Origin of the sequence: Leptospira kanakyensis (assembly GCF_004769235.1) — a bacterium.
GTDB classification, from domain to species: domain Bacteria; phylum Spirochaetota; class Leptospiria; order Leptospirales; family Leptospiraceae; genus Leptospira_A; species Leptospira_A kanakyensis.
Map to the genome: position 1 here is coordinate 289,162 of NZ_RQFG01000018.1, position 23,951 is coordinate 313,112.

Annotated in this window: 21 protein-coding genes; 14 read left to right on the plus strand and 7 right to left on the minus strand. The window is 39.1% G+C overall.

What is annotated here, in order from left to right; all coding sequences use genetic code 11:
• Positions 1 to 6: 6 nt before the first annotated feature.
• Positions 7 to 1,824: a CHAT domain-containing protein gene (locus EHQ16_RS13775; protein ID WP_135633532.1), complete on the plus strand. Its 1,818-nt coding sequence runs from the start codon at positions 7 to 9 to the stop codon at positions 1,822 to 1,824.
• Positions 1,821 to 2,531, plus strand: coding sequence for a hypothetical protein (locus EHQ16_RS13780; protein ID WP_135633530.1), 711 nt, complete (start codon positions 1,821 to 1,823; stop codon positions 2,529 to 2,531). The genes EHQ16_RS13775 and EHQ16_RS13780 overlap by 4 nt, the downstream gene beginning before the upstream one ends.
• A gap of 37 nt (positions 2,532 to 2,568) precedes the next feature.
• Here EHQ16_RS13780 and EHQ16_RS13785 read toward each other — a convergent pair whose 3' ends face one another.
• Positions 2,569 to 2,835 (minus strand): sigma-54 down-regulated protein, encoded by a 267-nt coding sequence (locus EHQ16_RS13785; RefSeq protein ID WP_135633528.1) that lies wholly within the window; start codon positions 2,833 to 2,835, stop codon positions 2,569 to 2,571.
• A 122-nt stretch (positions 2,836 to 2,957) separates the two neighbouring features.
• Between EHQ16_RS13785 and mtnA the strand changes: the two genes are divergently transcribed.
• Positions 2,958 to 4,031 (plus strand): S-methyl-5-thioribose-1-phosphate isomerase, encoded by a 1,074-nt coding sequence (gene mtnA / locus EHQ16_RS13790; protein WP_135633526.1) that lies wholly within the window; start codon positions 2,958 to 2,960, stop codon positions 4,029 to 4,031.
• Positions 4,028 to 4,537, plus strand: coding sequence for a peptide-methionine (S)-S-oxide reductase MsrA (gene msrA / locus EHQ16_RS13795; protein ID WP_135633524.1), 510 nt, complete (start codon positions 4,028 to 4,030; stop codon positions 4,535 to 4,537). Before mtnA ends, msrA begins: the two co-directional genes overlap by 4 nt.
• An 11-nt stretch (positions 4,538 to 4,548) precedes the next feature.
• Here the strand turns inward: msrA and EHQ16_RS13800 are convergent, their stop codons facing one another.
• From EHQ16_RS13800 to EHQ16_RS13815, 4 genes are read right to left on the minus strand one after another with little or no spacing between them, the layout of a single operon-like run.
• Positions 4,549 to 6,030 carry a DUF342 domain-containing protein gene (locus tag EHQ16_RS13800; protein ID WP_135633643.1) on the minus strand — a complete coding sequence of 494 codons (1,482 nt, stop codon included), beginning with the start codon at positions 6,028 to 6,030 and terminating at the stop codon, positions 4,549 to 4,551.
• Between the two features lie 44 nt (positions 6,031 to 6,074).
• The gene (locus tag EHQ16_RS13805) at positions 6,075 to 7,112 is read right to left on the minus strand and encodes an alpha/beta hydrolase (RefSeq protein ID WP_135633522.1); all 1,038 of its coding nucleotides are present in this window, start codon (positions 7,110 to 7,112) and stop codon (positions 6,075 to 6,077) included.
• Positions 7,113 to 7,118: 6 nt separating this feature from the next.
• Positions 7,119 to 7,634, minus strand: a complete 516-nt coding sequence (locus EHQ16_RS13810; RefSeq protein ID WP_135633520.1) for a chemotaxis protein CheX — start codon at positions 7,632 to 7,634, stop codon at positions 7,119 to 7,121.
• Positions 7,635 to 8,771, minus strand: a complete 1,137-nt coding sequence (locus EHQ16_RS13815; RefSeq protein ID WP_135633518.1) for a hypothetical protein — start codon at positions 8,769 to 8,771, stop codon at positions 7,635 to 7,637. It lies immediately after the preceding gene.
• 77 nt (positions 8,772 to 8,848) lie between these two features.
• Here EHQ16_RS13815 and EHQ16_RS13820 point away from each other — a divergent pair, with 77 nt between their 5' ends.
• The 7 genes from EHQ16_RS13820 (at position 8,849) to EHQ16_RS13850 (ending at position 15,073) form a co-directional block, all read left to right on the plus strand.
• Complete coding sequence (locus EHQ16_RS13820) at positions 8,849 to 9,589, plus strand: class I SAM-dependent DNA methyltransferase (protein ID WP_135633517.1); 741 nt, start codon at positions 8,849 to 8,851, stop codon at positions 9,587 to 9,589.
• A gap of 43 nt (positions 9,590 to 9,632) precedes the next feature.
• Positions 9,633 to 11,060, plus strand: coding sequence for a dihydrolipoyl dehydrogenase (gene lpdA / locus EHQ16_RS13825; protein WP_135633515.1), 1,428 nt, complete (start codon positions 9,633 to 9,635; stop codon positions 11,058 to 11,060).
• A gap of 161 nt (positions 11,061 to 11,221) precedes the next feature.
• Positions 11,222 to 11,929: a hypothetical protein gene (locus EHQ16_RS13830; RefSeq protein ID WP_135633513.1), complete on the plus strand. Its 708-nt coding sequence runs from the start codon at positions 11,222 to 11,224 to the stop codon at positions 11,927 to 11,929.
• A 463-nt stretch (positions 11,930 to 12,392) separates the two neighbouring features.
• Positions 12,393 to 13,196 (plus strand): SH3 domain-containing protein, encoded by an 804-nt coding sequence (locus tag EHQ16_RS13835; RefSeq protein ID WP_135633511.1) that lies wholly within the window; start codon positions 12,393 to 12,395, stop codon positions 13,194 to 13,196.
• Between the two features lie 60 nt (positions 13,197 to 13,256).
• Complete coding sequence (locus EHQ16_RS13840) at positions 13,257 to 13,937, plus strand: hypothetical protein (RefSeq protein ID WP_135633509.1); 681 nt, start codon at positions 13,257 to 13,259, stop codon at positions 13,935 to 13,937.
• Positions 13,938 to 14,013: 76 nt separating this feature from the next.
• A complete protein-coding gene (locus tag EHQ16_RS13845; protein ID WP_135633507.1) occupies positions 14,014 to 14,694 on the plus strand; it encodes a hypothetical protein in 681 nt (226 codons plus the stop codon).
• 82 nt (positions 14,695 to 14,776) lie between these two features.
• Complete coding sequence (locus tag EHQ16_RS13850) at positions 14,777 to 15,073, plus strand: hypothetical protein (protein WP_135633505.1); 297 nt, start codon at positions 14,777 to 14,779, stop codon at positions 15,071 to 15,073.
• A gap of 139 nt (positions 15,074 to 15,212) precedes the next feature.
• Here EHQ16_RS13850 and EHQ16_RS13855 read toward each other — a convergent pair whose 3' ends face one another.
• Positions 15,213 to 16,112: an alpha/beta fold hydrolase gene (locus EHQ16_RS13855; RefSeq protein ID WP_135633503.1), complete on the minus strand. Its 900-nt coding sequence runs from the start codon at positions 16,110 to 16,112 to the stop codon at positions 15,213 to 15,215.
• On the opposite strand from EHQ16_RS13855, the gene EHQ16_RS13860 reads away from it, so the two are divergent.
• Both EHQ16_RS13860 and EHQ16_RS13865 read left to right on the plus strand, forming a co-directional pair.
• Complete coding sequence (locus tag EHQ16_RS13860; RefSeq protein ID WP_135633501.1) at positions 16,107 to 16,496, plus strand: DMT family transporter; 390 nt, start codon at positions 16,107 to 16,109, stop codon at positions 16,494 to 16,496. The genes EHQ16_RS13855 and EHQ16_RS13860 overlap by 6 nt on opposite strands.
• A 3-nt stretch (positions 16,497 to 16,499) precedes the next feature.
• Entirely contained in the window at positions 16,500 to 18,299 is a 1,800-nt protein-coding gene (locus EHQ16_RS13865) for a sulfatase (protein ID WP_135633499.1), read from the plus strand.
• A 48-nt stretch (positions 18,300 to 18,347) separates the two neighbouring features.
• Here EHQ16_RS13865 and EHQ16_RS13870 read toward each other — a convergent pair whose 3' ends face one another.
• Positions 18,348 to 22,577 carry a beta strand repeat-containing protein gene (locus EHQ16_RS13870; RefSeq protein ID WP_425269955.1) on the minus strand — a complete coding sequence of 1,410 codons (4,230 nt, stop codon included), beginning with the start codon at positions 22,575 to 22,577 and terminating at the stop codon, positions 18,348 to 18,350.
• Between the two features lie 107 nt (positions 22,578 to 22,684).
• Here EHQ16_RS13870 and EHQ16_RS13875 point away from each other — a divergent pair, with 107 nt between their 5' ends.
• Positions 22,685 to 23,878, plus strand: a complete 1,194-nt coding sequence (locus tag EHQ16_RS13875) for a CaiB/BaiF CoA transferase family protein (protein ID WP_135633495.1) — start codon at positions 22,685 to 22,687, stop codon at positions 23,876 to 23,878.
• Positions 23,879 to 23,951 lie beyond the last annotated feature (73 nt).

Sequence of the window (23,951 nt, forward strand, 5' to 3'; positions counted from 1 at the left end):
GGGAGCATGCTCTCCCTTATCATCGATAGAGTTGGTAACGTCAATATCTTCAATGTTTTGGAAGATAATCTTCCTGTAGAAGAATCCCATATACAATCCACGTTAGATGACGACCTAATTTTTGAATATTTAGGTGAAGTTGAAAGATTGGTTCATGTTTCCCAGTCGGTTCTTTCCAATCCGAACCAAATTCTGAATGCTGATATTCTGCAAGACTTGAAAGTGTTAGGTGAAACCTTTTACCAACAGTTTTTTCCTCTTTCCATTATTGAAAAATTAAAAAATACCTCCAAACATAGCATTCATTTTAATATTGATCCGGCACTCGCATTAGTTCCTTGGGAGCTTTTGCATGATGGAACTAGTTTTCTTTCCGATAAATTTCGCATTGGTAAAACCATTCGTGGAGGGTTACACCGTCCCACCAGGCATGAAAACCGAAAGATAAAGATGCTCATCATTGCCGATCCCACAGAAGACCTTCCTCATGCACAAAAAGAAGGGGAAGTTTTATTTTCTGTACTCAGCCAAAAGGTTCCTACACATCTTTTGGAATTAGAATTTATCGGTGGTAAACAAGTCACCAAACTTAAGTTACTTTCTCTTATTAAGGATAAACATATCATTCATTATTCGGGGCATCTTCATTTTTCGGATGATTCATTGGAAAATGGTTGGTTGTTATCTGACGGCAAAGTTTTAAAAGCAAGGGAAATCAAATCGACAGGAATCGATACAGATTTAGTATTTTCCAATTCTTGTATGTCTGCAAAATATGCAGGTAAAAAATTGAATACAAACATTATGAACCAATATGCAGGAGCATTTTTAACTGCAGGTATCAAAACCTTTGTCGGAACCAATTGGGAAATTTTAGACAACGAAAGAACAATTGATTTCACAGTTCGATTTTATACTTATTTGTTTTCGGATAAAACTGTAGGTGAGTCTTTGTTTTTGTCCAAAGAATTCGCAAGACGTAACTATCACGCCAACGATTTGACTTGGGCAAACTATGCATTGTACGGGAATCCAGATTTTTCAATGTTTGTCAAAGAAAGAAGAAGTTTGAATTCTGCAAAAATTTTAAATCCAACAGCAGTTTTGGAATTTTATCCCACACCCATTGCGGTCGCTTATTCAAAGTTATCTAAATCTGATAAATCAAAATCATCAGGTAAAAATAACATTTTAAATTTGGTTAAATTGTTTGAGGCCATCAGCCAAGTAGTGGGAATGATGGTGTTTAGTGACCATGCTGCCCATGCAATGAACAAATCAATCCCGAATAACCCTGATGATGCGGTATCGATCCGTAAATGGTGGGAGTTGGTTTATGGTTGTGTTTGGGATTTTCAAAAATTAAAAATCTCTAGTATTTTGGAAGAAACTTTGCCTGTTCTACATGAACAAAAGGAAACCATTTTCAAAATTGTGGGATGGATGGAATCTTGGGAAAAAGATGAAATCAAAGAAGAAGAAATTGAGTCTTACCAAATCATTTTGCAGTTTTTTTTAGAAAATATGTTACTTGAGTTTGCGGAACTGGAACGAGTCAATATCCTTTTAGTTTCTGAAAATCAAAACCCACATTTTTATTTTAAAGGAATCAAACCTGCTTATTTGTATCCATCTTCCCCTGGTTCCAAAGATAAATTACAAGAACAACTTTCTAAACATAAAGGAAATCTTGTTTTGGTTCATGAAGGCCGAAAAATTTTGATTCCTTTCCATACTTATGTTAAGGAAAAAAAAGAAACGGGAGATTTGGAACTTGTGTTTAACGGTCTCACCCTTTTTGTTTCTGGAGCCGCGAAGAATTGAGTTTATGCCATCCAGGTGTTGGTAACGTTTCTTGTGGTGCTTGTTGTGGTTTATTCAATTTAAAACTACAACCAAAAGAATTTAAAACTTTATTATTAGAAAGAACCGAAGAATTTAAAACCACTGTCAACTTTGAAGTTCGACATAGTTTCCCTGTTTTCCGAAAGAACAGAGAGAATAAAGAAACACATCTTCCTAAAAAAGACGATATGACTTATAACTGTCCTTTTTTAGGATACGTGGATCCAAACAAAGGGCGGATAGGATGTATGATCCATCCTATCTTTACCGGAGATCCAAAAAGCCAAAACTTTTCCTTTTATGGAGCTTCTATTTGCCAAGCCTATGATTGTAAAAATAAAGAAAGTGTTTTGGCCGATCATTGGGAATCACTATTTGCAGAAATGGCAAAAGACTCTGTCGAGTATTCGTTTTTAGCGGCAGACCATATTTTTGTTTCTGCGTTGGAAAAATTTTTCCAACTCGAACAGTCAAATATGGAATATGTATTTCAGAATTTGAGACTTGAGTTAATGGAAATATTTCGAACCAGGCTTATCACCTCAAATGAAAAAAACTTCACTTCGTTTGAAATCAATTATGAAAGTTTTCCGGACAGTAAGGCTTTAGATATTTATTTTTTAAATGAGATCGGTGAATTTTGGAAAGAGTGGAAGACTGAGTTTCAGAAAAAAAATCCCGGATAAAGTTACCTATCCGGGCTTTTATTAAAATTGAATTTGATTAAGCTTTAGATGTAACAGTTGCTACTTTTGCTTTTGCATCAGCTACAACAGTGTTTGCTTTTCCAATGATTGTTTCTACTTGAGAAATTCCTTCTTGAAGGTACTTTCTAAGATTTACAGAAACTTCGCTTTGGTCTTGAGCGCCTTTAGCAGCTAGGTTTTGAAATCCAGCATTGATATCAGAAAAAGCTTTTTCAGCTTCGATTTTTGCTGTGTTTACTGCGCCTAGGATGAAGTTTAATCCGTCTTTTACTTGTTGTTCCATTTTCATTTCCCCTTTTTCGGTTCTTGTTTTGTGCAATGCACTATCTCTTTTTGTGCGGCGCACAGGGATTTGTCAACCTGTTTTTGTATTTTTTTCCCGCATCGCACCAAAAAAATGGATAGATGCCTCACCCGGAATTTTTGCCCATCCAGTGGAAATCCACTCATTTAGAACTTCTCGACCAACGAATTCTCCCAGGGAAAAAGGAATTTTTAAAACTAACCACTGCGGAAGAGACTATTTCCGCAATCCGAGAAATGGCTGTTAGGGGAGCCCCTGCCATTGCCATCACTGGTGTTTTTGGTTTGACCTTAGGCGCCAAATTACAGTCAGGTGCTGCGAATCCAAAAGAAATAGAAACCTTACTTTCTTCTGTTTTAGAGTCTCGTCCAACGGCCGTTAATTTGAGTTTTGCCATTCGGGAAGCAAAAAAATTAGTACAAGGTGTTTCTGATTGGAAAGAGATAACAAAAATTTGGGAAACGTACGGTCTGAAAATGATGGAAGAAGATTTGGCTGCCAATAAAGCACTTGGTGCTAATGGAGTTTCACTGTTTTCTAAAGACCAATCCGAATTTCATATCATCACTCATTGTAATACGGGAGCTCTGGCAACAGCAGGGCATGGAACGGCACTTGGTGTCATTCGGAGCCTACGTGATGCGGGAAAAAAAGTGGTAGTTTATGCAGATGAAACTAGGCCTTTTTTACAAGGATCAAGGCTTACCGCTTTTGAGATGATGGAAGAGGGAATTGAATGTTATATCATTACCGATGGAATGAGTGGCTGGCTGATGAACCATCGTAAAATTGATGCCGTGCTTGTTGGTTGCGACCGTGTTGCTGCCAATGGAGATACTGCCAATAAAATAGGGACTTATAATTTGGGGATAGTGGCCAAAGAACATGGTGTTCCTTTTTATGTCTGTGCCACTAAAGATAGTTTTGACCTAAATTTAAAAACAGGTGTAGAAATTCCCATCGAAATGCGTAAAGAATCAGAGGTCACCCAGTTTGACTTTTTGAAATCTGAAAATGGAAATTATTTATTTCCGGAAGGGAAAACTTCACCTGTCGGAGCAAGGGCTTTGAATCCCTCGTTTGATGTCACAAAAGCTCATTTAATTAAAAACTTTATTACAGAATTTGGATGTTTTACGCCAGAGGAGATTTCTCTTCGTCTAAAGTCTGTATGACGGAAAAGATAATTTTAGGTGGTGGATGTTTTTGGTGTACGGAGGCTGTGTATCTTAGAATACCCGGAATTGTTTCTGTAAAATCGGGATATGCAGGTGGATCGACCAAAAATCCAACATACAAAGAAATCTGTACGGGAACCACGGGTCATGCCGAGGTCATCGAGATTGAGTTTGATCCTGAGATCATTACCTATTCTAAAATTTTAGAAATCTTTTGGGCCTCTCATGATCCCACAACTCTCAACAGACAAGGAAATGATGTAGGGACACAATACCGTTCTGTGATATTCTATTTGAATGAAAAACAAAAAGAACTAGCAGTGGAGTCCAAACGAAAACATGCCTTTATGTTTCCTGATCCGATTGTGACAGAAATTTCTCCGGCACCGGAGTTTTATCCAGCGGAAGATTACCACCAAAACTATTTTAGTTTGAATCCGCAAAATCCCTACTGCCACTATGTGATTTTTCCCAAATTGAAAAAACTTGGGTTAAATCTGTAATCGTTGTAAGGTTATTTGCCTTTAAAAGCCGTTAACATTGCTTTTTCCTGGTTGGGGAAAAAGTTCATCACAAACGAGCTTTGCGCTTTCGTGATTTTTTCCACTTGTCTTCTGTACTTGATGACAGCACCAGGGTGAGCCGTGTTACGAACCACAACTTTCACGTTGTCCTGGTTATAACGAGCCCCTTTCAGTTCTTCGATTTTTGATTTTAATAGTTCTACGGTTTTACTTTTTTTCTGATACGCATCAAAGATCTCTTTGAACTTTTCTTTTCTCGCATCATCAATTTTGCCACGAGACCTTTGTACCACTTCTTTGATCTTTTGGATTTCAGGGACAAGGGCTTCTAGTTCTCTTTCAAACTCCGCTAGTTTGGAACTACCTTCTGTAAACAAACGATCATTTCTAAAATGAAATCCAACTTCTACAACGGTGTCCATTTGTGCTGTGGATCCAAAAGAAGACACTGTGATTCCTTGGTAGGAAACTAAGTCTGATCCAATGATGGAAGAAGATTCACCTGTTAGAATGATATTTCCCAAACAAAGGATTTTACTTCCTAAAATAAAATTCTCTACAATACAATCCCCATCAATTTCAAGGTTTCCGTTTTCGATGAACTTTGTACGAAGATCACCTTTGATACGAATGACACCTTTCCCTTTGGATTTAACCCCACCTTTGACTTCTAAATCTTCACCTACGATGACATCAGAAGATTCTACGTTCCCATCCAAATAAAGAGATCCTTGGCATTTGACAACAGCACCTTCTTCGATGGTTCCTTTGACACGGATGGTTCCTTCAAAATTAATGTTTCCTGTTCCAAGTCCAATGTTACTTTCAATATTTAACTCTGGTGATACGGTGAGAGAGTTGTCCGTTGAAAATACAACTCCACTTAAGGATGCAAAATATTCTTTTAGTTGTCTTCCTGGTTTTTCCGGATCTTCGATGGTTTTTGGAAGGACGTTTTTGCCTAAAGTAAGTCTTGGTCTGTCAATGGGATTAGGGTAAATAGGATTTCCGAGTACATCTACCCCTTGTTCTCCGGCAATTCCTTCAAACAAAGTGGCTAACCTTTCTCCCTCTTTTACGTGGACGTATTTATTAATGTTTCTATAATCTGCGGATCCGTCGTCTTTCAAAACAACTCGTTGGGCCCTGGGGAAATAAAATTTGATCCAACCACTTTCCCCTTGTTTGGCGGGGTTTCCTTGTGCGACTACAAAATTAAAATCTTCTTTTACCTTAGTGGGATCTTTCAAAATTTTATCGATTTCGATGGCAGCTTTATCAACCTCTTTCATCAAAATCCGATCCCTATGAATGGACGCGTTGTCTAGTGCTTCATAAATCAATATGTTGCTCATAGAACCACCTAACAACCATATTGGTTTTGCCACCAATGTTGCTGTCAGTCGATCCTCGGAGATTTGGATTTTCAGTCCCCGTTCCGGATTGAAGTCCGGTGCATTTTTTACGTCCATTCTGTAATGATTATCGGCAGGTTTCTTAGGAGAAACGACAAATTCTATCGGCCGAGCCAATATAGAAAACTTCCGAAGGTCTGGAGGAGGGCCGGAACCCCAAAAATTTGAGAGTGCAGGGGAAGGCTATCCCCATGGGTGAGGGCAGTCGAGCTGCGGTAGACATAAGGAATCTGTTTTTTCTGGAAGAGCCTAGTGAGTTTTTCCGATTCCTCTGGGGAAATGACCGGGTCTGTTTTTCCATGAAGGAGGGAAACTGGACCGGCTAAGGTTTCCAACTGGTAAAACGGGGAAAGATTTTCCGGAAGGTTTTTCGGAACAGTGTCCAGAACTCGCTTTGCTAGTTCTTTCCTGAAATTTCCGTCGGCCCCTACCTCAGAAAAAAAATCTTTGGCACGGGTAGAAGTGCGACTGAGCAAAGTTTCTGTTAGGGCGCTTTTTCCGTTTCGTTTCAGTCCATTGTCGAGTGCCGCTTCGTAATATACGGGTTGTAATTCTTCGGCAAGTGCCGGTTCAAAACGATGGATAAAATTATAAAGGATCACGTACACTGCGTACGGATCAATTTCATAATTTGAAAAAACAAATGGCACCGTATCCAAAAAATCGCAATAGGCACCAATGGCCATGGAAGTTTTGATTTTGTTTCTAATATTGGATTTGGATGCGGCAATGAGACCCATCCCTCCAGAAAAACTAGCCGAGAGATAACCTAAATCACTTCCATTGAACAAATGCTTGGTGGAATGGATTTCCATCATTAAATCTTGGATATGTGTTATGGTTTGTTCTTCAATTCTAAGTCCTTTGACTTCGGGAAGTTCAGGAAGGAAGACACTGTGATTGGAATTAGCAATGTTTTCTGCAAGTTCCAAAATCCGTGGATCGTCAATTCCCATGACACTCATTCCATGTTGGATGTAAACCCCAGGTAAAGATTCTGGGTTTTTACCTGTCGGATAAAAATGAAACACTCTCCGGCCAGTGTCAGGTAGTTGTAGTTCTTTACGTTCTAGTGGTTTTTTTTGTTTAAGCCCTGCGTAACTCAAAACGAGTGGGATTGCCAAAACATAAGGTTTCATTCGGTTTTAGTTTTTGGCAGTGGGAAATTTTTCCAACAATAAAATCAAATACAGCCTACCCATATACTCTTCTCCTCTTCGGTCTTTGAGATTAAAGATAAGAATGTACTGGCGAAAGTGTTCTAAAGAAATAGGAACGAGTTTATGATTTAAATTTTCTGGAGGTAAAATATCAATTTCGTAACGTCCCAGTCTCATCTCCGTAATTAATTTTCCAGCGATCTGGTTTGCAAATTCCATCATGATGGATGCGGAGTGCGAACGAGAAGTGGGATCAATTTGGAAGGCTTTGGCAATTTTTGGAAGGAGTTTTAGTTTTGTATATCCATCTAAAGCAAGATATACTTTTCCATTGATATCACCTACAAATTCAACAAGGGTACAATTTTCAAAACATAACCCTTCATTTTTCGAAGGGCCATAGGCTTCTCGTTCCGCAAAAACCAATAGAGTTTTTTGAAAATGTTCCGGTAATACTTGCGAAACTGTTAGGATAAACTTTTCATCAATGAGCGGATCCATTTATGCTGCGTGGTAGAGGATACTTTCTTCTAAGGATTTGTATGCGGCTTTGATCCAAACATCAAATTTGATACCTGGGATGGATTTGTTAGAATATCCAAGGGCCACTTCGGATGGATATCCTAGACTATCGAGTTCTTCAATGAATTGTTTGAAAAATTCGGTAAAATCATCAAGTCTGTCATTGGAAATCATACTCGCGTATAAGTTATCTTCTAGTTGGTACAAACCTAAACCAAGAACTGCATTTTGTTTTCCGAGTAAGTTCAAACCAATGGCAATTTCTGATTGGAAGTTGGTATCTATGAATTTGAATAAAATGAGAGTAACTTTACCTTGGGATTCAAATTCTGATTTTGCCATCCCATAAAAATGAGATACATTAAACAGTTTGGAAACAGGATGTTTTGTTACTTTAAAGTATTCTTTTTTGGCCATAATTTTTTCTGAGATGGTGGTTGATTTCTCCCAGAAGGATTGGATGTCCGATTCGTTCCAAGATTCTTTTGTAGAAAAACATAAAAATCCAAATAAATGTGCATTCATTGTTAGAGGGATGTATAACTTTCGTTTGTCGAATGAAATTGCAGGTAGGAGTTCTCTGACTCTTCCTTCTTCATATTCTTCCCACTCCACAGGATTGTCATCAGTTTCTACCATCATCCCAGCTTTTTGCCAATAACATTCCTTAAATTCTTTTCCATCATAATAAACATATTGGATGGAAGTGACTTTCTCTGTTAAAAACGGAAAAGGGAATTCTTTTACGGTTTCACAAAACAAAGACCTTTCTTCTAAATGAACTGATTCCCGAGCCAGTAAAACAGGATCTTTTTTCCAGAGGATGTCTTTTGGTTTTGGTTCCTGTTCCGCATTGGAAGATTCTGTGGGAAGAGATGAATTCGTATCAAATACTACATCGGCTTGCGGAGAAGGATCGGAACCTAGATCTCTGCCGGGTTCTAGGTTTTGTTTCTCAATGGATTCCTGTTTTTGAAAGTCCAGACTATATAAAAACAAAGCAAGTAACAAACACGAAACGGTGAGTAAGGTAAAACTGACCCAGGAAAAATAGATTGTATATTGAAGGACCACGCCAATGGCAAAAAAAATTGTGGGAATTGTATATCGTTTCATGATGACTTAGCCGTTACTCAATATAACGGGTAAAATGGGGATTCGCTGAACTGATTTTCCCTTTCCGCTAGGGGCAAATGAAACTCTATTCCGAATTGGCCGAATACTATTTTACCATCGAAGAAGCAAGCCGCAAGTTTTCGGAAGAAATTCTTTTCCTGCGGGAAACATTTAAGCGACATAAAATTCAAACCGTTTTGGACATTGGTTGTGGGACGGGGGAACATATCAAAGAACTCCAGGGAATGGGTTTCAAACCACTCGGTGTCGATGGTTCCCCTCGGATGTTGGAAATTGCTAAAGTGAGATTTCCTCATTGCCAATTTGAACTGGGAAAAATGGAAGCTTACGTCGCCAAACAACCAGTTGACGCAGTGATTTGTCTGTATGGAACCTTCAATTATCTCATCAACGACGATTTGGTTCAAAATTTCCTACGTAATTGTCATAAAAACTTAAAACAAGCTGGCCTTTTGGTTTTAGAAATTTGGAATGCGGATCCCATCCACCGTATCAAACGAAAACCCATCACAACAGTGAGTAATGTGCGCCAAGGTGCCACTTCGATTCGTAGAAATCGAGGATTTCGTTTAACAAGAGCAGACGATGTTGCGATTGTAGAAGTGAATTATGTATATAATCTAAATCAAAAGGATTTAAAAGACAAACATACGATGCGTGTCTTTCATTTTCCACAGGTTCAGAATTTCTTAGACGATAATAAATTTGATGTCCTTCATGTTTATAGCAACTACGACGGTGAAAAGTATATAAAAACCGGCGCAAGGATGCTCATCGTAGCCAAAAAGAGGTCTTGACTTTCTTTTTTTCGTACGGTATCCCAATCTATTGGGAGAACCTATGTCTAGTCCAAACCATTTCCAAGTCATCGTCATTGGAGGAGGGCCCGGCGGTTATGTCGCTGCCATCCGAGCTGCACAATTAGGATTACAAACTTGTATTGTGGAACGTGAAAAACTCGGCGGAGTGTGTTTGAACTGGGGTTGTATTCCCACCAAAGCCCTGTTAGAAAGTGCTCATGTTTTGGAACATTTAAAACATGCGGCTAGTTTCGGACTTTCTTGCGATAATATCAAAGCTGACTTCGATGCTGTGATCAAACGATCCCGTTCCGTTGCCGACCAAATGGCCAAAGGTGTTGAGTTTCTGATGAAGAAAAACAAAATCACTGTGGTGAATGGAGAGGCCAGTTTCCAAAACTCCAAAACCATCCAAGTGAAGTCCAGTTCCGGGGAACTATCAACTTATACTGCCGACTTTTATATTTTAGCGGTGGGTGCTAAAAACAAAGCTCTTCCTTTTTTGCCTTTTGACGGCAAACGTGTGTTATCTGCAAGAGATGCCATGATTGAACCAAAAGTCATTCCGAACCTTGCCATCATTGGAGCGGGTGCGATTGGAGTGGAGTTTGCTGACTTTTATGCAAGTATGGGTTCCAAGGTTTCCATCATTGAATTCCAAGACCATTTACTTCCCAATGAAGATTTAGAAATCTCTGGAATCTTGGAACGAAGTTTTAAAAAACGAGGGATTGAACAGTATTTGAGTTTTGGAGTGGAAACAGCCTCGGTTACCGATGCGGGAGTGGAACTTACTTTACAAGATCGTAAATCCGCAAAAAAAGAAAAGTTAAACTTTGATAAGGTGATAGTTGGTGTGGGAATAACACCTAACACTGGAAGTATTGGTTTAGATGAAATTGGAATCAAATTAAAAAATGGATTTGTGGATTTTGTCGGTAACTACCGTTCGACTGTGGATCATATTTATGCCATAGGGGATTGTATCCCAACACCTTCCCTTGCCCATGTGGCCAGTGCCGAAGGAATTCGTGCAGCAGAAGATATCTCTGTGCGGCTTGGAAACCCTCACCACTTACAAATTCCAAAACTCAACTATTCTTATATTCCGGGATGTACTTACTGCCATCCGGAAGTGGCAAGTGTGGGCCTTACAGAAGAAAAAGCAAAAGCAATGGGATATGAAATCACAGTTGGAAAATTTCCTTTCACTGCAAGCGGTCGTGCCCAGGCCCAAGGGGACACAACCGGAATGGTGAAAATTGTTTCAGATAAAAAACATGGGGAAATTTTAGGAGCTCATATCATTGGGAGTGGTGCGACTGAAATGATCGCAGAACTAACACTAGGTGCCAATATGGAAATCACCGTTCGGGAACTGGCAAACACCATCCATGCCCACCCAACACTATCGGAAGGAATTATGGAAAGTGCAGCGGCGGTGCTTGGGGAAGCGATTAATATTTAGGGGGAGGGGCTAGTCCAGACACCTCTAATGCTTTCAGGACTGACGCTGGTATTGGCGGTGTAACCAATGCTTCTTTATGAAATTATCAGGTAAATACAATACTAGTGTATATATCATTAATCCAGAATATTTTTTACGAGTCATCACAAATGAGGCTAATCATGCATCGGGTGTCTAAATCTTTTATCATTTTTTTGCTAGTAATTTTTATATCGCAGTGCAAAAGACAAGAAAGTGAAACCATACAGACGATAGAAGAAAGGCCAGTTTGGCTCTCCGGCCCTAACAAAGAGGAGCTAGAGCCAGGAGTTTTTTATATTCGTGAAGAATCTGGTGAGTCTAGTTTTCAAAATCGAAAACTTGATCCGCGTGATATTGCAATAAACCAAGTTTTGCCCGTTGCTAAAGAAATTAGGGAGAATATTCTGAAAAAAAACTTCCGTGGACTTGTAGCAAAAACTGACTCTACAATTTTAAACTTAATTGGCCAGGCAAACGGTAACCTGAATCCAGACCAACATGAAGAGAAAATCGTTAATCTTTGGGTTGATAAATATAATAAAAATGATAACAAAGACCCTTTCTGTGATTTTGATGTTATTATGAATGCAGATATCAAGAAAATGCAAATCAAAGCTTATCTAGCAAAAGAGCCATATATCGGCAAACATTCTATCCAATATTATGCAGAATATACAGTTGCATTTATAGATAGTATAAATAACGAGCTAACACTTCAGGTATACATTACTTTTGACAGTAAATATAAGAGGCCTGGAACAGAATTCTATTTGATTGAGAGTTTTTGGGATCATTGCCCAGATCCAAATTTATACAATCTGCCAAAATCTAAGAATGATGAATTTTAAAATATAGAGGGATAGAAATCTCAGTGCCTCTCTATTAATATAAAAATAAACAAAGTGTTCGTAAAGTTAGGAAATTATTAGTTTACGCTATTGGATAATCAAAATAATCCTGATATGCCATTCTTCTATTAACCAAAGTTACCCGTTCCCCACGGTGGCGAGGCCAATGAGGGCCGAAGCTCGCCAGTCGGAACACGATGTTCCGCTGGCAGGAATGGAAAGAAAATGAGGTTCATCGTCGAGAAGAATACTGCTCAAAATGTTTCAGATTAATTTACAAAATGAGCGATGCTGATCTAAACAAAAAAGGAAATTACTCGAAATATGTGGAATCAGAGAAATTATTTATATTTAAGTCAAGTGGGGAGTTCATCCAGTGTGTAATAGATTTTTTATTTTATTTATACTTATATTCAACGTTAGTGTTGAATCGAAAGATCTTTTCCCAGTTTGGAGAAAATCTTTGGAAAATTTTAATTACCAACTCCCCGAAGAGCTCTATGATAATTATAAAAAGTTTGGCTATGATGGCGCAGGATACTTTAAAGATAGTATAGGAATATACATTCGAAAAACAAGATTTCCAAAGGAAACAATCAATTATGCTATTGGGTTTAGGAATCAAAAGGATCTATTTTTGCCAAAAGAAGTATTCCTTGTGTTTTATTTTAATGATTCAGAATTGCTTATGGTTTCTGAGACAATTCCGTATATTCATAAAAGTGGTGATTACAGTTTCGCTGGCGCAATTCATAGGATAGGGAGAACTTACGAATATGAAAATGGTAAGTTGGCAAAAATTTCATGTCTGGATAGAAACCCTGATTTGAATGTTGCAGCTGATATATCCAAAAAAGAATACTGTGGTGAGATCATACATTTAGACACGCAAGGAAATATTTCAAATGTGACGGATAGTAAAAACCCTTGTTCTTATATATGTAATAGTCGTTATATGCCTTATTCTCAGCCAGGATTTTATTTTACCACGGTGGATCAGCTTAAGTTAAGGCAATCTCCTTCTTCTAAATCAGACGTGATCAAGAGCCTTCCACTGGATACAAAAGTTCAAGTCATTGAAGACAGTTTTAAAGCTGAACGATTGAGTTCTTATGTAAATGGAAATTGGGTTAAAGTAATTCTAGAGGATGGGAAAGAAGGATTTCTTTATGGATTTTATCTTCGATTTGAGAATGAGCCGAACCTCAGTCTAATTTTACAGAAAGCAGAAGAGTGGAAGAAGAAAAATGGTTGGAAAGGGAAGTGAGGGATGCGCTAATTATAGGACAATAAAAAATTTAGTGTTTGGAAGCTAACCACATTAACAATGAAACAATATTTAACCATTCTCATTTTGATTTTCCTAATCAGTGATTCCCCGAAATCGCAGGAAACGATAAAAGATTGGCAGCTTGGCCCAGATGAAGAAACATTAGAACCAGGAGTTAAATATAGTCGGAGTAAAGATATTGAGCAAGAGTTTATCATGTATAATCTTGATCCTAGAGACATTGCAAAAAAACATGTAAGGCCATTTGTAGGGTTATTAAAAAAAGTAATTAAAGAAAAAGACTTTGATAAACTTGTATATTTAACGTTAGGTGTTCAATCTGAAATCGGAAAAAAGATGGGAGGTCTCGAATCTATTATTTCGGATGACCTTCATCAAATTGATGAAAATTGGAAAAAGATATTTAGAAAAACAGGAAAAGATCCATATTGCAACTATGAAAAACTTTTAACTACGGTTGTAAAAGAAATACTAATCGTTCCTTATTCTGCAAAAAAGCCAAGGCCCTCTAGTATAAACGAAAGAACCAATTTTAATGTAGAATACTTGATTACAATTAATCCAAACACAATTAATTTCCATACACTTCTTGTAATGGTTAGATTCGATAACCAAACAGATGAAAAATGGTATTATGTAACACGTTACTTTAAACATTGTCCAATACCAAATTTAGTTCCTGATTATAACGAACATGATTATCATTTAAAACCTTGAAGATGAGTGTAGGATTATAAATATATGATCCTACAGCTGGAATTTTTGAAGATATGAAAAAGAAGGGATTAACGAAATGAGAAATATTTTTATAGTTTATTTAGTTTTCTTAAGTTATAATTGCAACTCACATATAAGTTTGCAATCGCCGAAGAAATTAGACAATTCTTTTCAATTAACTAACAGTGCAGACTTAATATCGAAATACGACAAAGCAAGAACTCTGTCATTTGATGAATTCAAAAATGGTTTTACAAATAATCCGAAAGGATTTAATATAATTTTTTTGAATAGTTATTTTGAAGAAAATGGCAGATTTAAATATAACGATGGGTGCTTTTCCATTAGTTTTCCCAAAAAAGAAAAACCTGAATTATATTATGTTTATGAGCAGACGTTCCTGGCTCGCGGTGTAACAGAAACAATTCGCTGCAATGAGTTTTCTGATGAGTTAAAGGATTGCCTTCTTTCATTCAAAATAACTAGCGATTCGAAGGATACTGAAAAAGGCCAAGTGATCTTTCGTGTAAAGCTAGATACTCTTTATCATATTGAACCATTTGGATTTCCCTGGGATGCAAAACCACAGTTTGGTTTTCTATCAGATGGCGGATCCAAAAAAGAATCATGGCGAAATTTTAAAAAAGCCATTGCTCTTTATCGAAAAACACCAGGATTGGGGGATTTGCAGAAGTTAGGTTATAAACCAGAAGATATTGAGTTTTTTGATAAAACGGAAGAGTGGGAAGGGTATTGAGGTAGCCTTTAATGAATTAAGAAGTACTATGAATCACGCATTTAAAAAATGAATTGAATCAACGAGATAAAAAGGCCTATATATGAAAATTTTCTATGCGACAGTATTTCTCTTCTTTCTATTCAGTCTGGATTTATTTCCTGAAAGTAAAACCATGAAAGACCAAATCGATTTTTCTAAAGAAAAACCTGTGCATCCCTTTTACGATAAGTTTGGTCAAAATGGAAACCTGAATTGCAAAGAGAAACAGCAGTGTATGTCGAACTGCACAAGTGCTGTGTTTGTATTTTCCGAAAAGTACCGCAACGCAGGATCGGCGAGGCAAGGTTGTATTGCTGAGTGTAACCAAATCCTTTGTTTACAAGAAGACAAAAAATGAATCCCCCGCGCCAGCGATTGCAGCGGAAATCCTTTCCGTAGGAAAGATTGGAGCGGAAAGCGCGGTCGTTTCAGTTTAGAATTCTAATCCACCTAACCAATTCGAGGCGCCCCATTCTCCTATCTTATCAAAGCGTATCTTAATCTTCTTTTATCTCCAAACATTGCCGCATCCAGTCCCAGGTTTCCTTTGGTCTTTCGAAAGGAAAAAAATGTGTGAAGCCGGGGAAGATGGTGACATCGGACTTAGGATGTTTTTTTGCAAGGAGGTGGGCATACTTCGGGCTACAGACTTCGAATTTTTCTGGAATGGCGATATGGTTTTCGGTTTTGATTCCGTAGAAATTTTTAAAGACATGGAAGTGGGCGTGACCAAAGATTCGGGCTTCGACTTTTGGATCACAACAAAGTTTGACTTCTGTGTCATGGCCAGTGTTTACAAAACAAGAGTTTAGATAATCTTCGAAGATGGAAGGTTCGAAGTTGGCAAAGGCGGGAAATTTTCGGAACGACCGCCTAACAAGCTCAATCGATTTGAAATGAGTCCTTCTTTTTTTGGCACCTTTTGCCAAAGGGTTTTCTAAAAATTTAGAAAGGAGGATGAGTTTCCAACCTAAGATGACGGGATCCATGGCTAAAACTTTTTCAAAACGGGAAGGTTCTTTGGCAGCAGCTAAAAGTGATGAGGCACCACCAAGTGAATGACCGATGATATTTGTTTTGGTGATGGATTCATGATCGAGAAGTGCGAGGATTTGGTCTCGGAACACATTCCAGTTATTAAATTTTAAACTAAACTCAGAACGTCCATGTCCCAAAAAATCGGGAGCAATGACTCGGTAGTGTTTTGATAATAATTGAAAGTAATAATTGTAACAGCCGGCACTATAGCCGTTGGCATGACAGAAAACGAGAATGGGACCCGGAGTTTCCGAATCTAAATAAGCACATTCCCAGTTTCTGAATCGAAAGGATTTTTGTTTCATTTTTCTATTTGACCCTTCCCGATTTAGATCGGATTTTGTCTCTATCCCATGCAATTCCAGGTCATCCTCTTCTTCTGTATAGCCGTATTCTTCAATGCCTTAGCTAATATTTTAATCAAATCTTCTTCTATGCAAGATCATACAAAAACATTGTCAGGTGGACTTTGGGATACAATCTTTACGGTGTTTAACCCATACTTCATCGGTGGGCTTGCAAGTTTTGGTTTGGCCTTACTGGGTTATCGTTATGTTTTGGGGAAAGGTTTGAAACTTTCACTTGCGTATCCTGTGTTTACTTCTAGTGGATTTATCATTGTTCTCATTGCCTCGTCGCTTTTTTTTAAGGAAAGGTTGAATTTGACACAGTGGTTGGGGATTGCATTTATATTGATTGGTGTTTGGCTTACCGCCTTGCAAATGTTTGACGTTAAGTCGTAAATCTTGAAACTAGAATCTGTTTCCATAAAACTAAAAACATTTTTTTTTCTATTCTGTTTTCTTTCTTTTTCCCTTTGTAAAAAAACAGGTTCAGATGCTGGGCCTGAATCTGTTCTCCTCGACACAACAAAACGTCCCAATGTTCTTTGGATTGTGATTGATTCGCTTCGCGGTGATATCATTGGTCGATATGGAGTGACACCTAACTTAGATTTGTTTTCGGGAAATGCCGTTACTTTTAAGTATCATTTGGTGAATGCCGCTTGGACTAGGCCTTCCACGCTTGTATTTTTTACAGGCAAATATGCTTCTGCTAATCCGGTTAATTTTTGGGATTACCCTACAACAAAATCTGAGGTAGAAGCCTTCTATCGGACGGAAAAACATCCCTTACCGAAACTACTCAAAGAAAATGTTTTTGGCACTTATATGGTGGGGAACAATCCATTTTTAACAGACAAATTTGGTCTTGGAGTGGATGTCGGCTTTGATCAGTTATACGACTTTTCCAATTATAGCGAAGACACAAAAAAAATTACTAAAAAAACATTCGAAGTGTTGGAAGAAATTTCGAAAGATAAAAAACCGTTTTTTCTTTTTTTGAATTATAACGACCCACACAAACCATACACTCCACCACCTGGATTTACAGATCGGATCCATACAGATGAAGTATTGGATGAAAAGAAAAGAGATTATCTTGGAGAAGTTGCCTTTGTGGATGAGGAACTTGGAAAAGTGTTTCTGGAACTAAAAAACAAAAATCTTTGGGAGAATACTCTTGTCCTCATCACAGCTGACCATGGTGAGGTGATGAATGCCGCTCACGCTATTTCTCCTTTTACAGGAACCAATACGTATTATGGACATGGACAAGATTTGTTTTTGGAAAACATCCATGTGCCACTCCTCCTCAAACTTCCTGGTGAGACGAAGGGACAATCAATTTCTGAAATGACAAGGTCGATAGATTTATATCCGACGATTTTGGATTATGCCGGGTTAACCGTTCCAAAATTTGTTCAAGGTAAATCACTTCGGTCTTTGATCGAAAATAGGGAGTCCACCAAACGAACGTATTATGGTGAGACAAGGTTCACACAAGGGTATGGGGAAGGACATGAATTCCTTTTACAAAGGTCTTACCGGTTTCATGAACTGGGAAAGTTTTGGCAAGGTTCTGTAGGAAGTGAGTTTTATTTGTATTCGGATTCTACAAAAGATCCGAACCAAGAAAGTCCATTAAGAATTTCGAATATTGCTGCCTTAAGGGAGATGAAACTAAAACCTGATTTGGAAAAGAAAATCCTTCGGTTTTGGAAACAAATCCGATCGATGGAACCCAAACTGCCGTTATATCATCTTTCCATCCAACCAGAATCTAAGGATACAGAAGTTCAAATTAGGGTACCAAATGGAACCATTCGGATGGCATCTTATCCAAACGATGTTCTTTTGGAAGAAAAAGGTAAGTTTGTGCAAATCCAAACCAAACGAACGAAACCCTTTGAAATTAGTTTTGAAGTGTATCCCGATGTGAGTTTTCCGGAATTTACTGTTTGGTTTTCTAAAAAACAAATTCCCAAGTCGGAAATTTTTACAGGATACTTTGGTGTCAGTTTGGCATCTTGTCAGTCCAACTGTGATTTGTTATATGAATCAGGAACAAAGAAACCAGTCATCACTCCCCAAACAAAAGTATATTTTTGGAAAGAAGGTGGCCAAAAAAAATCTTATGCATCCAAACAAGAATTGGGAACCGATGCTTTGGAGATTTTAAAGAAACAAGGATATGTGCAGTAGTTGGATCATTGGCACTGCCTTCGGTTCACTTGATTTGTATGATCCAAATCAATCATTGTCTTGATTCGTAACAGATACATTTGGCAAAGATTCACCGTTGAACCCACTCCCTCCACCGCTGAGGGATCCAAATAAAATCGAATAAGCCATATTTCCATCCACAAGAAAATCATCCACTCCCGTGAGGACTACGTTTTGATAAGTATTCCAATCACTGGAAGTAAAAACCAAACTAGAAACTGAACTTGTTCCCTCAGCGACATTCGAACTGGAAACAGGAATGGTAACGTTTGAAGAAGGCCTAGCACGCAAACGGACTTGGAATCTGGATTGGCCTCCGATTTCTGTAGTGATTAAGTTAGGTGATGTGACGAGTCCCCCTGAACTATTGGCCGATGTTCCGCAAACATTCATTGGATTCGGATCGGTGCAAGGAACTATATCATAAATGTAATTGATATGAGTGGCAGAGATGGAAAGAGGGGTGAGGGCACTATAAATAGCCGAGGGTGTAAATCCTGTTCCCGTTTCACCTGAGGTGACAACTGATGTTATGGTATAACTTACATCACCCACAGCGGCCGTATCAAGGCCTGTCACCGTGACCAGTTGGCCCGAACCAAAATTACTTGGAGTGAAGGTAAGAGGGGCTGTGGGAAAACTCACAAGTCCACCAGGACTTGTATTAAAGTTTACCGTGATGTCTGTTGTGGGTTGTGAATCCAAATGGATATAGAACGCAGAAGACGCACCTGATTGTGAAGTAATGACAGTGGCTGGCGTAAATCCAGAACTTGTGATTCCCGCACTATCATTATCGTTCAATGTGAGCATTGGATAATTCGAAGAAGGATACGGATTCACTCCATTATAAAATCCATCGGTGGAAGAAAGGACTCCAACAACAATCGGACAAGATACATTCCCATCATCCACTGCATCATCGTTAGGTGTCACAGTGATTGTGTTATGGGCTCCGAGGGTATTCCAATTGGCACTGGTGATGGTGAGTGAATTTGTTGAGATAGAAAATTGAGGGACACTTGGCGCTACAATCAACTGGCAAGGAAAGGTGGTTGTTACCGAAATGGGAACTGTGACATCATCTGTAGGTGCTTGGCTGAGAAGGACATAAATAGGGAAGGCAGCAGAGTTTTCGGCCCTCGTCATACTGATTGGTGTGACCACAGTCACTGGATTTTCCGATGTGCTATAGTTGACAAGTGTGGCCGTGGTTCCTGTACTTCCCACAAAACTTACATACCACGATGGCATCGAACCTGTTTCTGTTCCATTGACAGTCACCGAATAACTCACATTACCATCACTCAAGGCATCGGAAACACCTTGGATTTCCACGGGAACGGATGTACTCCAATTGGTTTCATCAAAGATGTATTGTTTGGAACTAACGGGCGTTCCTCCATCATTGATCATTCCTTCTGTTGCATCGGAGGTAGCCACAGTCACTGTGACTTGATTTCCCGGGATGGGTCGACTACCAAGCCTTAGGCTATACATGGCTGATTGTCCTGACTCTGTCGTGAAATAAGGTTGTCCTGCATCGAGAGTGAATAGAATGCTCGGAGAGGGATTGTCATCATCCGTAATATTGATTGTGATATCAGATGGATTCATTCCCTCATAATCGGTTCCCGATCCGGTGATGGCACCGAGTGTGAGAGTATGGGTTCTTGTACTGATTTCATTGATAGAATCATTCACCACGACAACTGTTACTGTTTGCGTTGTAGAATAATTTGTATGAGTGAAAGTCAAACTGGCAGGTGAAAATGTATATTGTGTGGAGTCTGGTAGATTGAAGGTTTCCCCTGTGATTGGAATGGTCACTGAACCGGAAGCGCAAGCTGCTAAATTCCCTGGAGTGTCACAAGGAGCCGCATTCAAACGAACTGTAAACGTTCCATCACTTCCCCCTTCGGTAAGGTTCAGTGTAGTGGATGAAATGGTAAAACCAACTGTATCGTTGTCGGTGATGGTGATCACCAAATTACCGCTAGCTTCTGTATACCCAGGAAGAGTTCCAGTAGGATAAAGCCCTGTAAAATAAGAACCATTTGCTTGGGGGATATGGATGGTAACAGGAATATTTCCATCATCAAAGGAATCGGAAACGGAACGGATGGTCACAACTTGAGCTACATCCCATCCACTATCACTGGTATTGCCGGAATAACTAGCGGCTTGTCCGTTCGTCGGAGTAAAGGTGAGTGTGCGAGAAGCGGCAACTCCTGCGGAACTATTGAGTAAGACTGCTTCTGTTCCATCAGAGGAAGTGATGGGCCCAATGGTAACATTGGAATTTGGTTTTAAGGATAGTCTAATTTCAAATGTGATGGTAGAAGTTCCATTTTCAACCATGGAAGATGCCGAAAGATTTTGAATACGAACCAATGGTTCGTTACTATCTGTATTGATCGCGGTGACGGCAGGAATGGATACAGAGTTGTATTTGGGATCCGCAGAGGTCGAATTTCCAAAAGAGATGTTTACATTTTGATCCCCGTCGTCCGTTCCATCTAACACGGATGTAATGGTGACAGTTTGTGGGGTGTTCCAATTCCCAGTCGTAAAGTTTAATGAACTTGGTGAAACGGTAATTTCGGAAGTATTGCTAGATGTGATGCTAGGGATGCTAACAGAGTTTGTGGGTTGAGAGTTTAAAACAACGGTAAAGGTTTCAGTTGATGGTGTTCCATTTTCATGTACCACAAGTCCACCAACGGGTGTGACAGTAAAACCTGCCGTGTCATCATCTGTGACTAAGATTGTGACTGAGGATGGTGGTGATACTGAGTTATACACAGGATCGGCAGAACCACCTGTGTCCACAGATCCAAATTGTAAGGTAACAGTTCTTGTGTCTTCATCAATGGCATTGTTATTTGTCGTCACGTTAACGTATTGGTCTACGTTCCAATTGGCATTCGTAAAAACTAAGCTCGTGGTACTGATATTCGTGATTGTATTGTTTTCTGAAATTCCTGTGAGTGTGACTGTAAATCCAGGAGGTGGTTGGGACAAAAGATGGATGGCAAAGGAAAGATTCCCGCCGTTTTCAGAAATGGTCAAACTACCTGGCGCCGTAAGAACAAAACCTGGAACATCATCATCTGTGTTAGTCACCGAAGGGAAAACTGGCCCCGCCAAACCATTGTAATCTGTATCAGCAGAAGTGGCAGCACCAACCACGATTGAAACAGTTTTTGGACCATCCACGATAAATTCATTCACTCCAGTGACAGTGACAATTTTTGGAGTAAACCATTCTCCCGGTGCAAAGGTAAGCGAAGAAGGGGAAGCTGTACCTTCTGAACTCGGTGTGGCTACGATGGAAGGAATGGTCACTGAACTTGTAGGTAGAGTATTCATCACCACAGCAAAACTTACGGCTCCACCCGCTTCCGTTGTTGTGAGTCCAGATAAATTGACAACAGTAAACCCTGCCACATCATCGTCCACATTGGTTCCGGTAATGACAGGAATTGGTTTTCCCATATAAGCGGGATCATTGGAAACTGTGGGATCCGCTGAAATTTGAAAAGTACTTTCATCCACACTAAAGTCATCTACACCAGTCACGGTGACAGTTTGTGGCACATTCCAATTGTTAGGTGTAAAAACAAGTTCTACTGCTGCAACGGTAGCTTCTGTTGTATCATTGGATACAAAATTCCGAATGATGACATCTTGCATTGGCCTTGTTTGTAAAACATAAGCAATGGTTCCGGTTTCTCCTGTTTCAGATGTGATGAGACCTAAAGTGGGACTTGCTGCTACACCAGAGGATTCATCGTCAGTATTCACAACAAGTAATACGGGAAGTCCTTGAGTAGAAAATCGAATGTCCGTTGTAAATATACTTCCTAATTGGACTCTATAGTTTTGATTTCCATCAGCTATTAAATCATCCACACCCGCCAAACGAATGCTTTGTGGTGTGTCCCAATTATCTTCTGAAAATTCTAGATAAGTTGCGGATAAAAGTACTCCTTCTGTGGGATCAGAGACAGTGATCGGCCCAATTCTTACTGAACTGTTTGGTTCTATGTTCAAACGAATTGTGAATTCTGCTTGTCTTCCATTTTCACTCGTGAATAAAAAATTCGGAGCTTCGTAAATGACAGAACCTTGCCCGGTTGTAGATGCAAAAAAAGATCCGATTAACATCTGTAAATTCAGTGGTGTTATGGATTGGCAAGAGACAGTGAGAGTGGAAATTACGAGGGAAATGATGGAAATACAGACTCTGAACATGATTCCCTTTTGTACTTGTAACGCTTCCAGTTAGGGTTCTCCCTCTATATATTACGAGAAAAATACCTTTAATCAGAAAAAAATTTCCAGGACTGCAATAAAACAAAATGAGCCAAAATCAAAACCAATCATCCAAAGGACCACTTGCTGGTGTAAAAGTTGTCGACTTATCTTTACTCCTTCCAGGCCCACTTTGTTCGCAACACTTAGCGGATATGGGAGCAGAAGTCATCAAAATTGAAAACCCAAGAGCTTATGATGGGTCTCGTGCGATGTTCAAAGGCAAAACAGGATATCCTGCTTTGTACATGATGCTCAATCGCAATAAAAAAGCGATCACACTGAATCTAAAACGAGAACAAGCCAAAGAGATTCTATTTAAACTTTTAGAAGATGCAGACATTTTACTCGAAGGATTTCGTCCCGATGGAATGGATAAGATGGGAATTGGTTATGATGTCTTAAAAGAAAAATTTCCTAAGTTGATTTACTGTGGAATTTCTGGCTACGGCATCTCGGGAAAATACGTAGATTTTGCGGGACACGATTTGAATTACTTAGCAGTATCTGGTGTCCTTGACCAAACTGGAAATCCTCCACGGCCTGCTGGTTTTCAATTGGCAGATGTGGGTGGAGGAACACTCACAGCACTTTCTGCGATCCTAGCTGCTCTTTACTTCAGAGAAAAAACTGGCAAAGGACAACGGATTGATATTTCTATGACAGATGCATCTCTCCAATTTCTTTCGTTATACGGTGGAATTTTATCTTCTTCGGAAAAATCTCCTGAAGCTGGAAATGATATTTTATCAGGTAAATTACCAAACTATAATGTTTATGAAACGAAAGAAGGTCGGTATGTAGCACTTGGTGCCTTAGAAGATATGTTCTTCCAAACTTTTTTACGGGCAGCAGGAATGGAAAACTTAACCAAAGACTACCCGATGAACGAAGAAAACATTCCGCTCATTAAACAAAAGTTAACCGATTATTTTAAATCCAAAACCTATTCCGATTTACAACCAATCTTTGACAATACGGATGCTTGCCTTTCTCCCATTCTCAATATGAAGGAAGTTTCAGAAGATCCACATATGAAAGAACGTGGTATGGTGATCGAAAGAAACCATCCGAAATACGGTCCAATTTTACAATTTGGATCTCCGTTTCATTTTTCAGAGACACCTTTTGTTTACAGAAACGATCCACCAGAACATGGGGAACATACGGAAGAGATTTTAGGTGGTTTGGGCTTTCCAAAAGATAAAATTGCGGAGTTTAAAAAAGACCGAGTGATCTAACAGCTCCCTTGCTTTTTTTTCGTAATTTCTTTATTTTGTCCCAGGGGGGAGGTAAACTCTCCCTAAACCTACA

Bases quoted from the DNA above. Each gene is read 5' to 3' on its own strand.
- EHQ16_RS13810 (WP_135633520.1), bottom strand. From the start codon at position 7,634: ATGGATCCGCTCATTGATGAAAAGTTTATCCTAACAGTTTCGCAAGTA.
- EHQ16_RS13775 (WP_135633532.1), top strand. From the start codon at position 7: ATGCTCTCCCTTATCATCGATAGAGTTGGTAACGTCAATATCTTCAAT.
- mtnA (WP_135633526.1), top strand. From the start codon at position 2,958: ATGCCTCACCCGGAATTTTTGCCCATCCAGTGGAAATCCACTCATTTA.
- EHQ16_RS13830 (WP_135633513.1), top strand. From the start codon at position 11,222: ATGCATCGGGTGTCTAAATCTTTTATCATTTTTTTGCTAGTAATTTTT.
- lpdA (WP_135633515.1), top strand. From the start codon at position 9,633: ATGTCTAGTCCAAACCATTTCCAAGTCATCGTCATTGGAGGAGGGCCC.
- EHQ16_RS13845 (WP_135633507.1), top strand. From the start codon at position 14,014: ATGAGAAATATTTTTATAGTTTATTTAGTTTTCTTAAGTTATAATTGC.
- EHQ16_RS13785 (WP_135633528.1), bottom strand. From the start codon at position 2,835: ATGGAACAACAAGTAAAAGACGGATTAAACTTCATCCTAGGCGCAGTA.
- EHQ16_RS13815 (WP_135633518.1), bottom strand. From the start codon at position 8,771: ATGAAACGATATACAATTCCCACAATTTTTTTTGCCATTGGCGTGGTC.
- EHQ16_RS13870 (WP_425269955.1), bottom strand. From the start codon at position 22,577: ATGTTCAGAGTCTGTATTTCCATCATTTCCCTCGTAATTTCCACTCTC.
- EHQ16_RS13840 (WP_135633509.1), top strand. From the start codon at position 13,257: ATGAAACAATATTTAACCATTCTCATTTTGATTTTCCTAATCAGTGAT.
- EHQ16_RS13850 (WP_135633505.1), top strand. From the start codon at position 14,777: ATGAAAATTTTCTATGCGACAGTATTTCTCTTCTTTCTATTCAGTCTG.
- EHQ16_RS13860 (WP_135633501.1), top strand. From the start codon at position 16,107: ATGCAATTCCAGGTCATCCTCTTCTTCTGTATAGCCGTATTCTTCAAT.
- EHQ16_RS13875 (WP_135633495.1), top strand. From the start codon at position 22,685: ATGAGCCAAAATCAAAACCAATCATCCAAAGGACCACTTGCTGGTGTA.
- EHQ16_RS13800 (WP_135633643.1), bottom strand. From the start codon at position 6,030: ATGGACGTAAAAAATGCACCGGACTTCAATCCGGAACGGGGACTGAAA.
- EHQ16_RS13805 (WP_135633522.1), bottom strand. From the start codon at position 7,112: ATGAAACCTTATGTTTTGGCAATCCCACTCGTTTTGAGTTACGCAGGG.
- msrA (WP_135633524.1), top strand. From the start codon at position 4,028: ATGACGGAAAAGATAATTTTAGGTGGTGGATGTTTTTGGTGTACGGAG.
- EHQ16_RS13820 (WP_135633517.1), top strand. From the start codon at position 8,849: ATGAAACTCTATTCCGAATTGGCCGAATACTATTTTACCATCGAAGAA.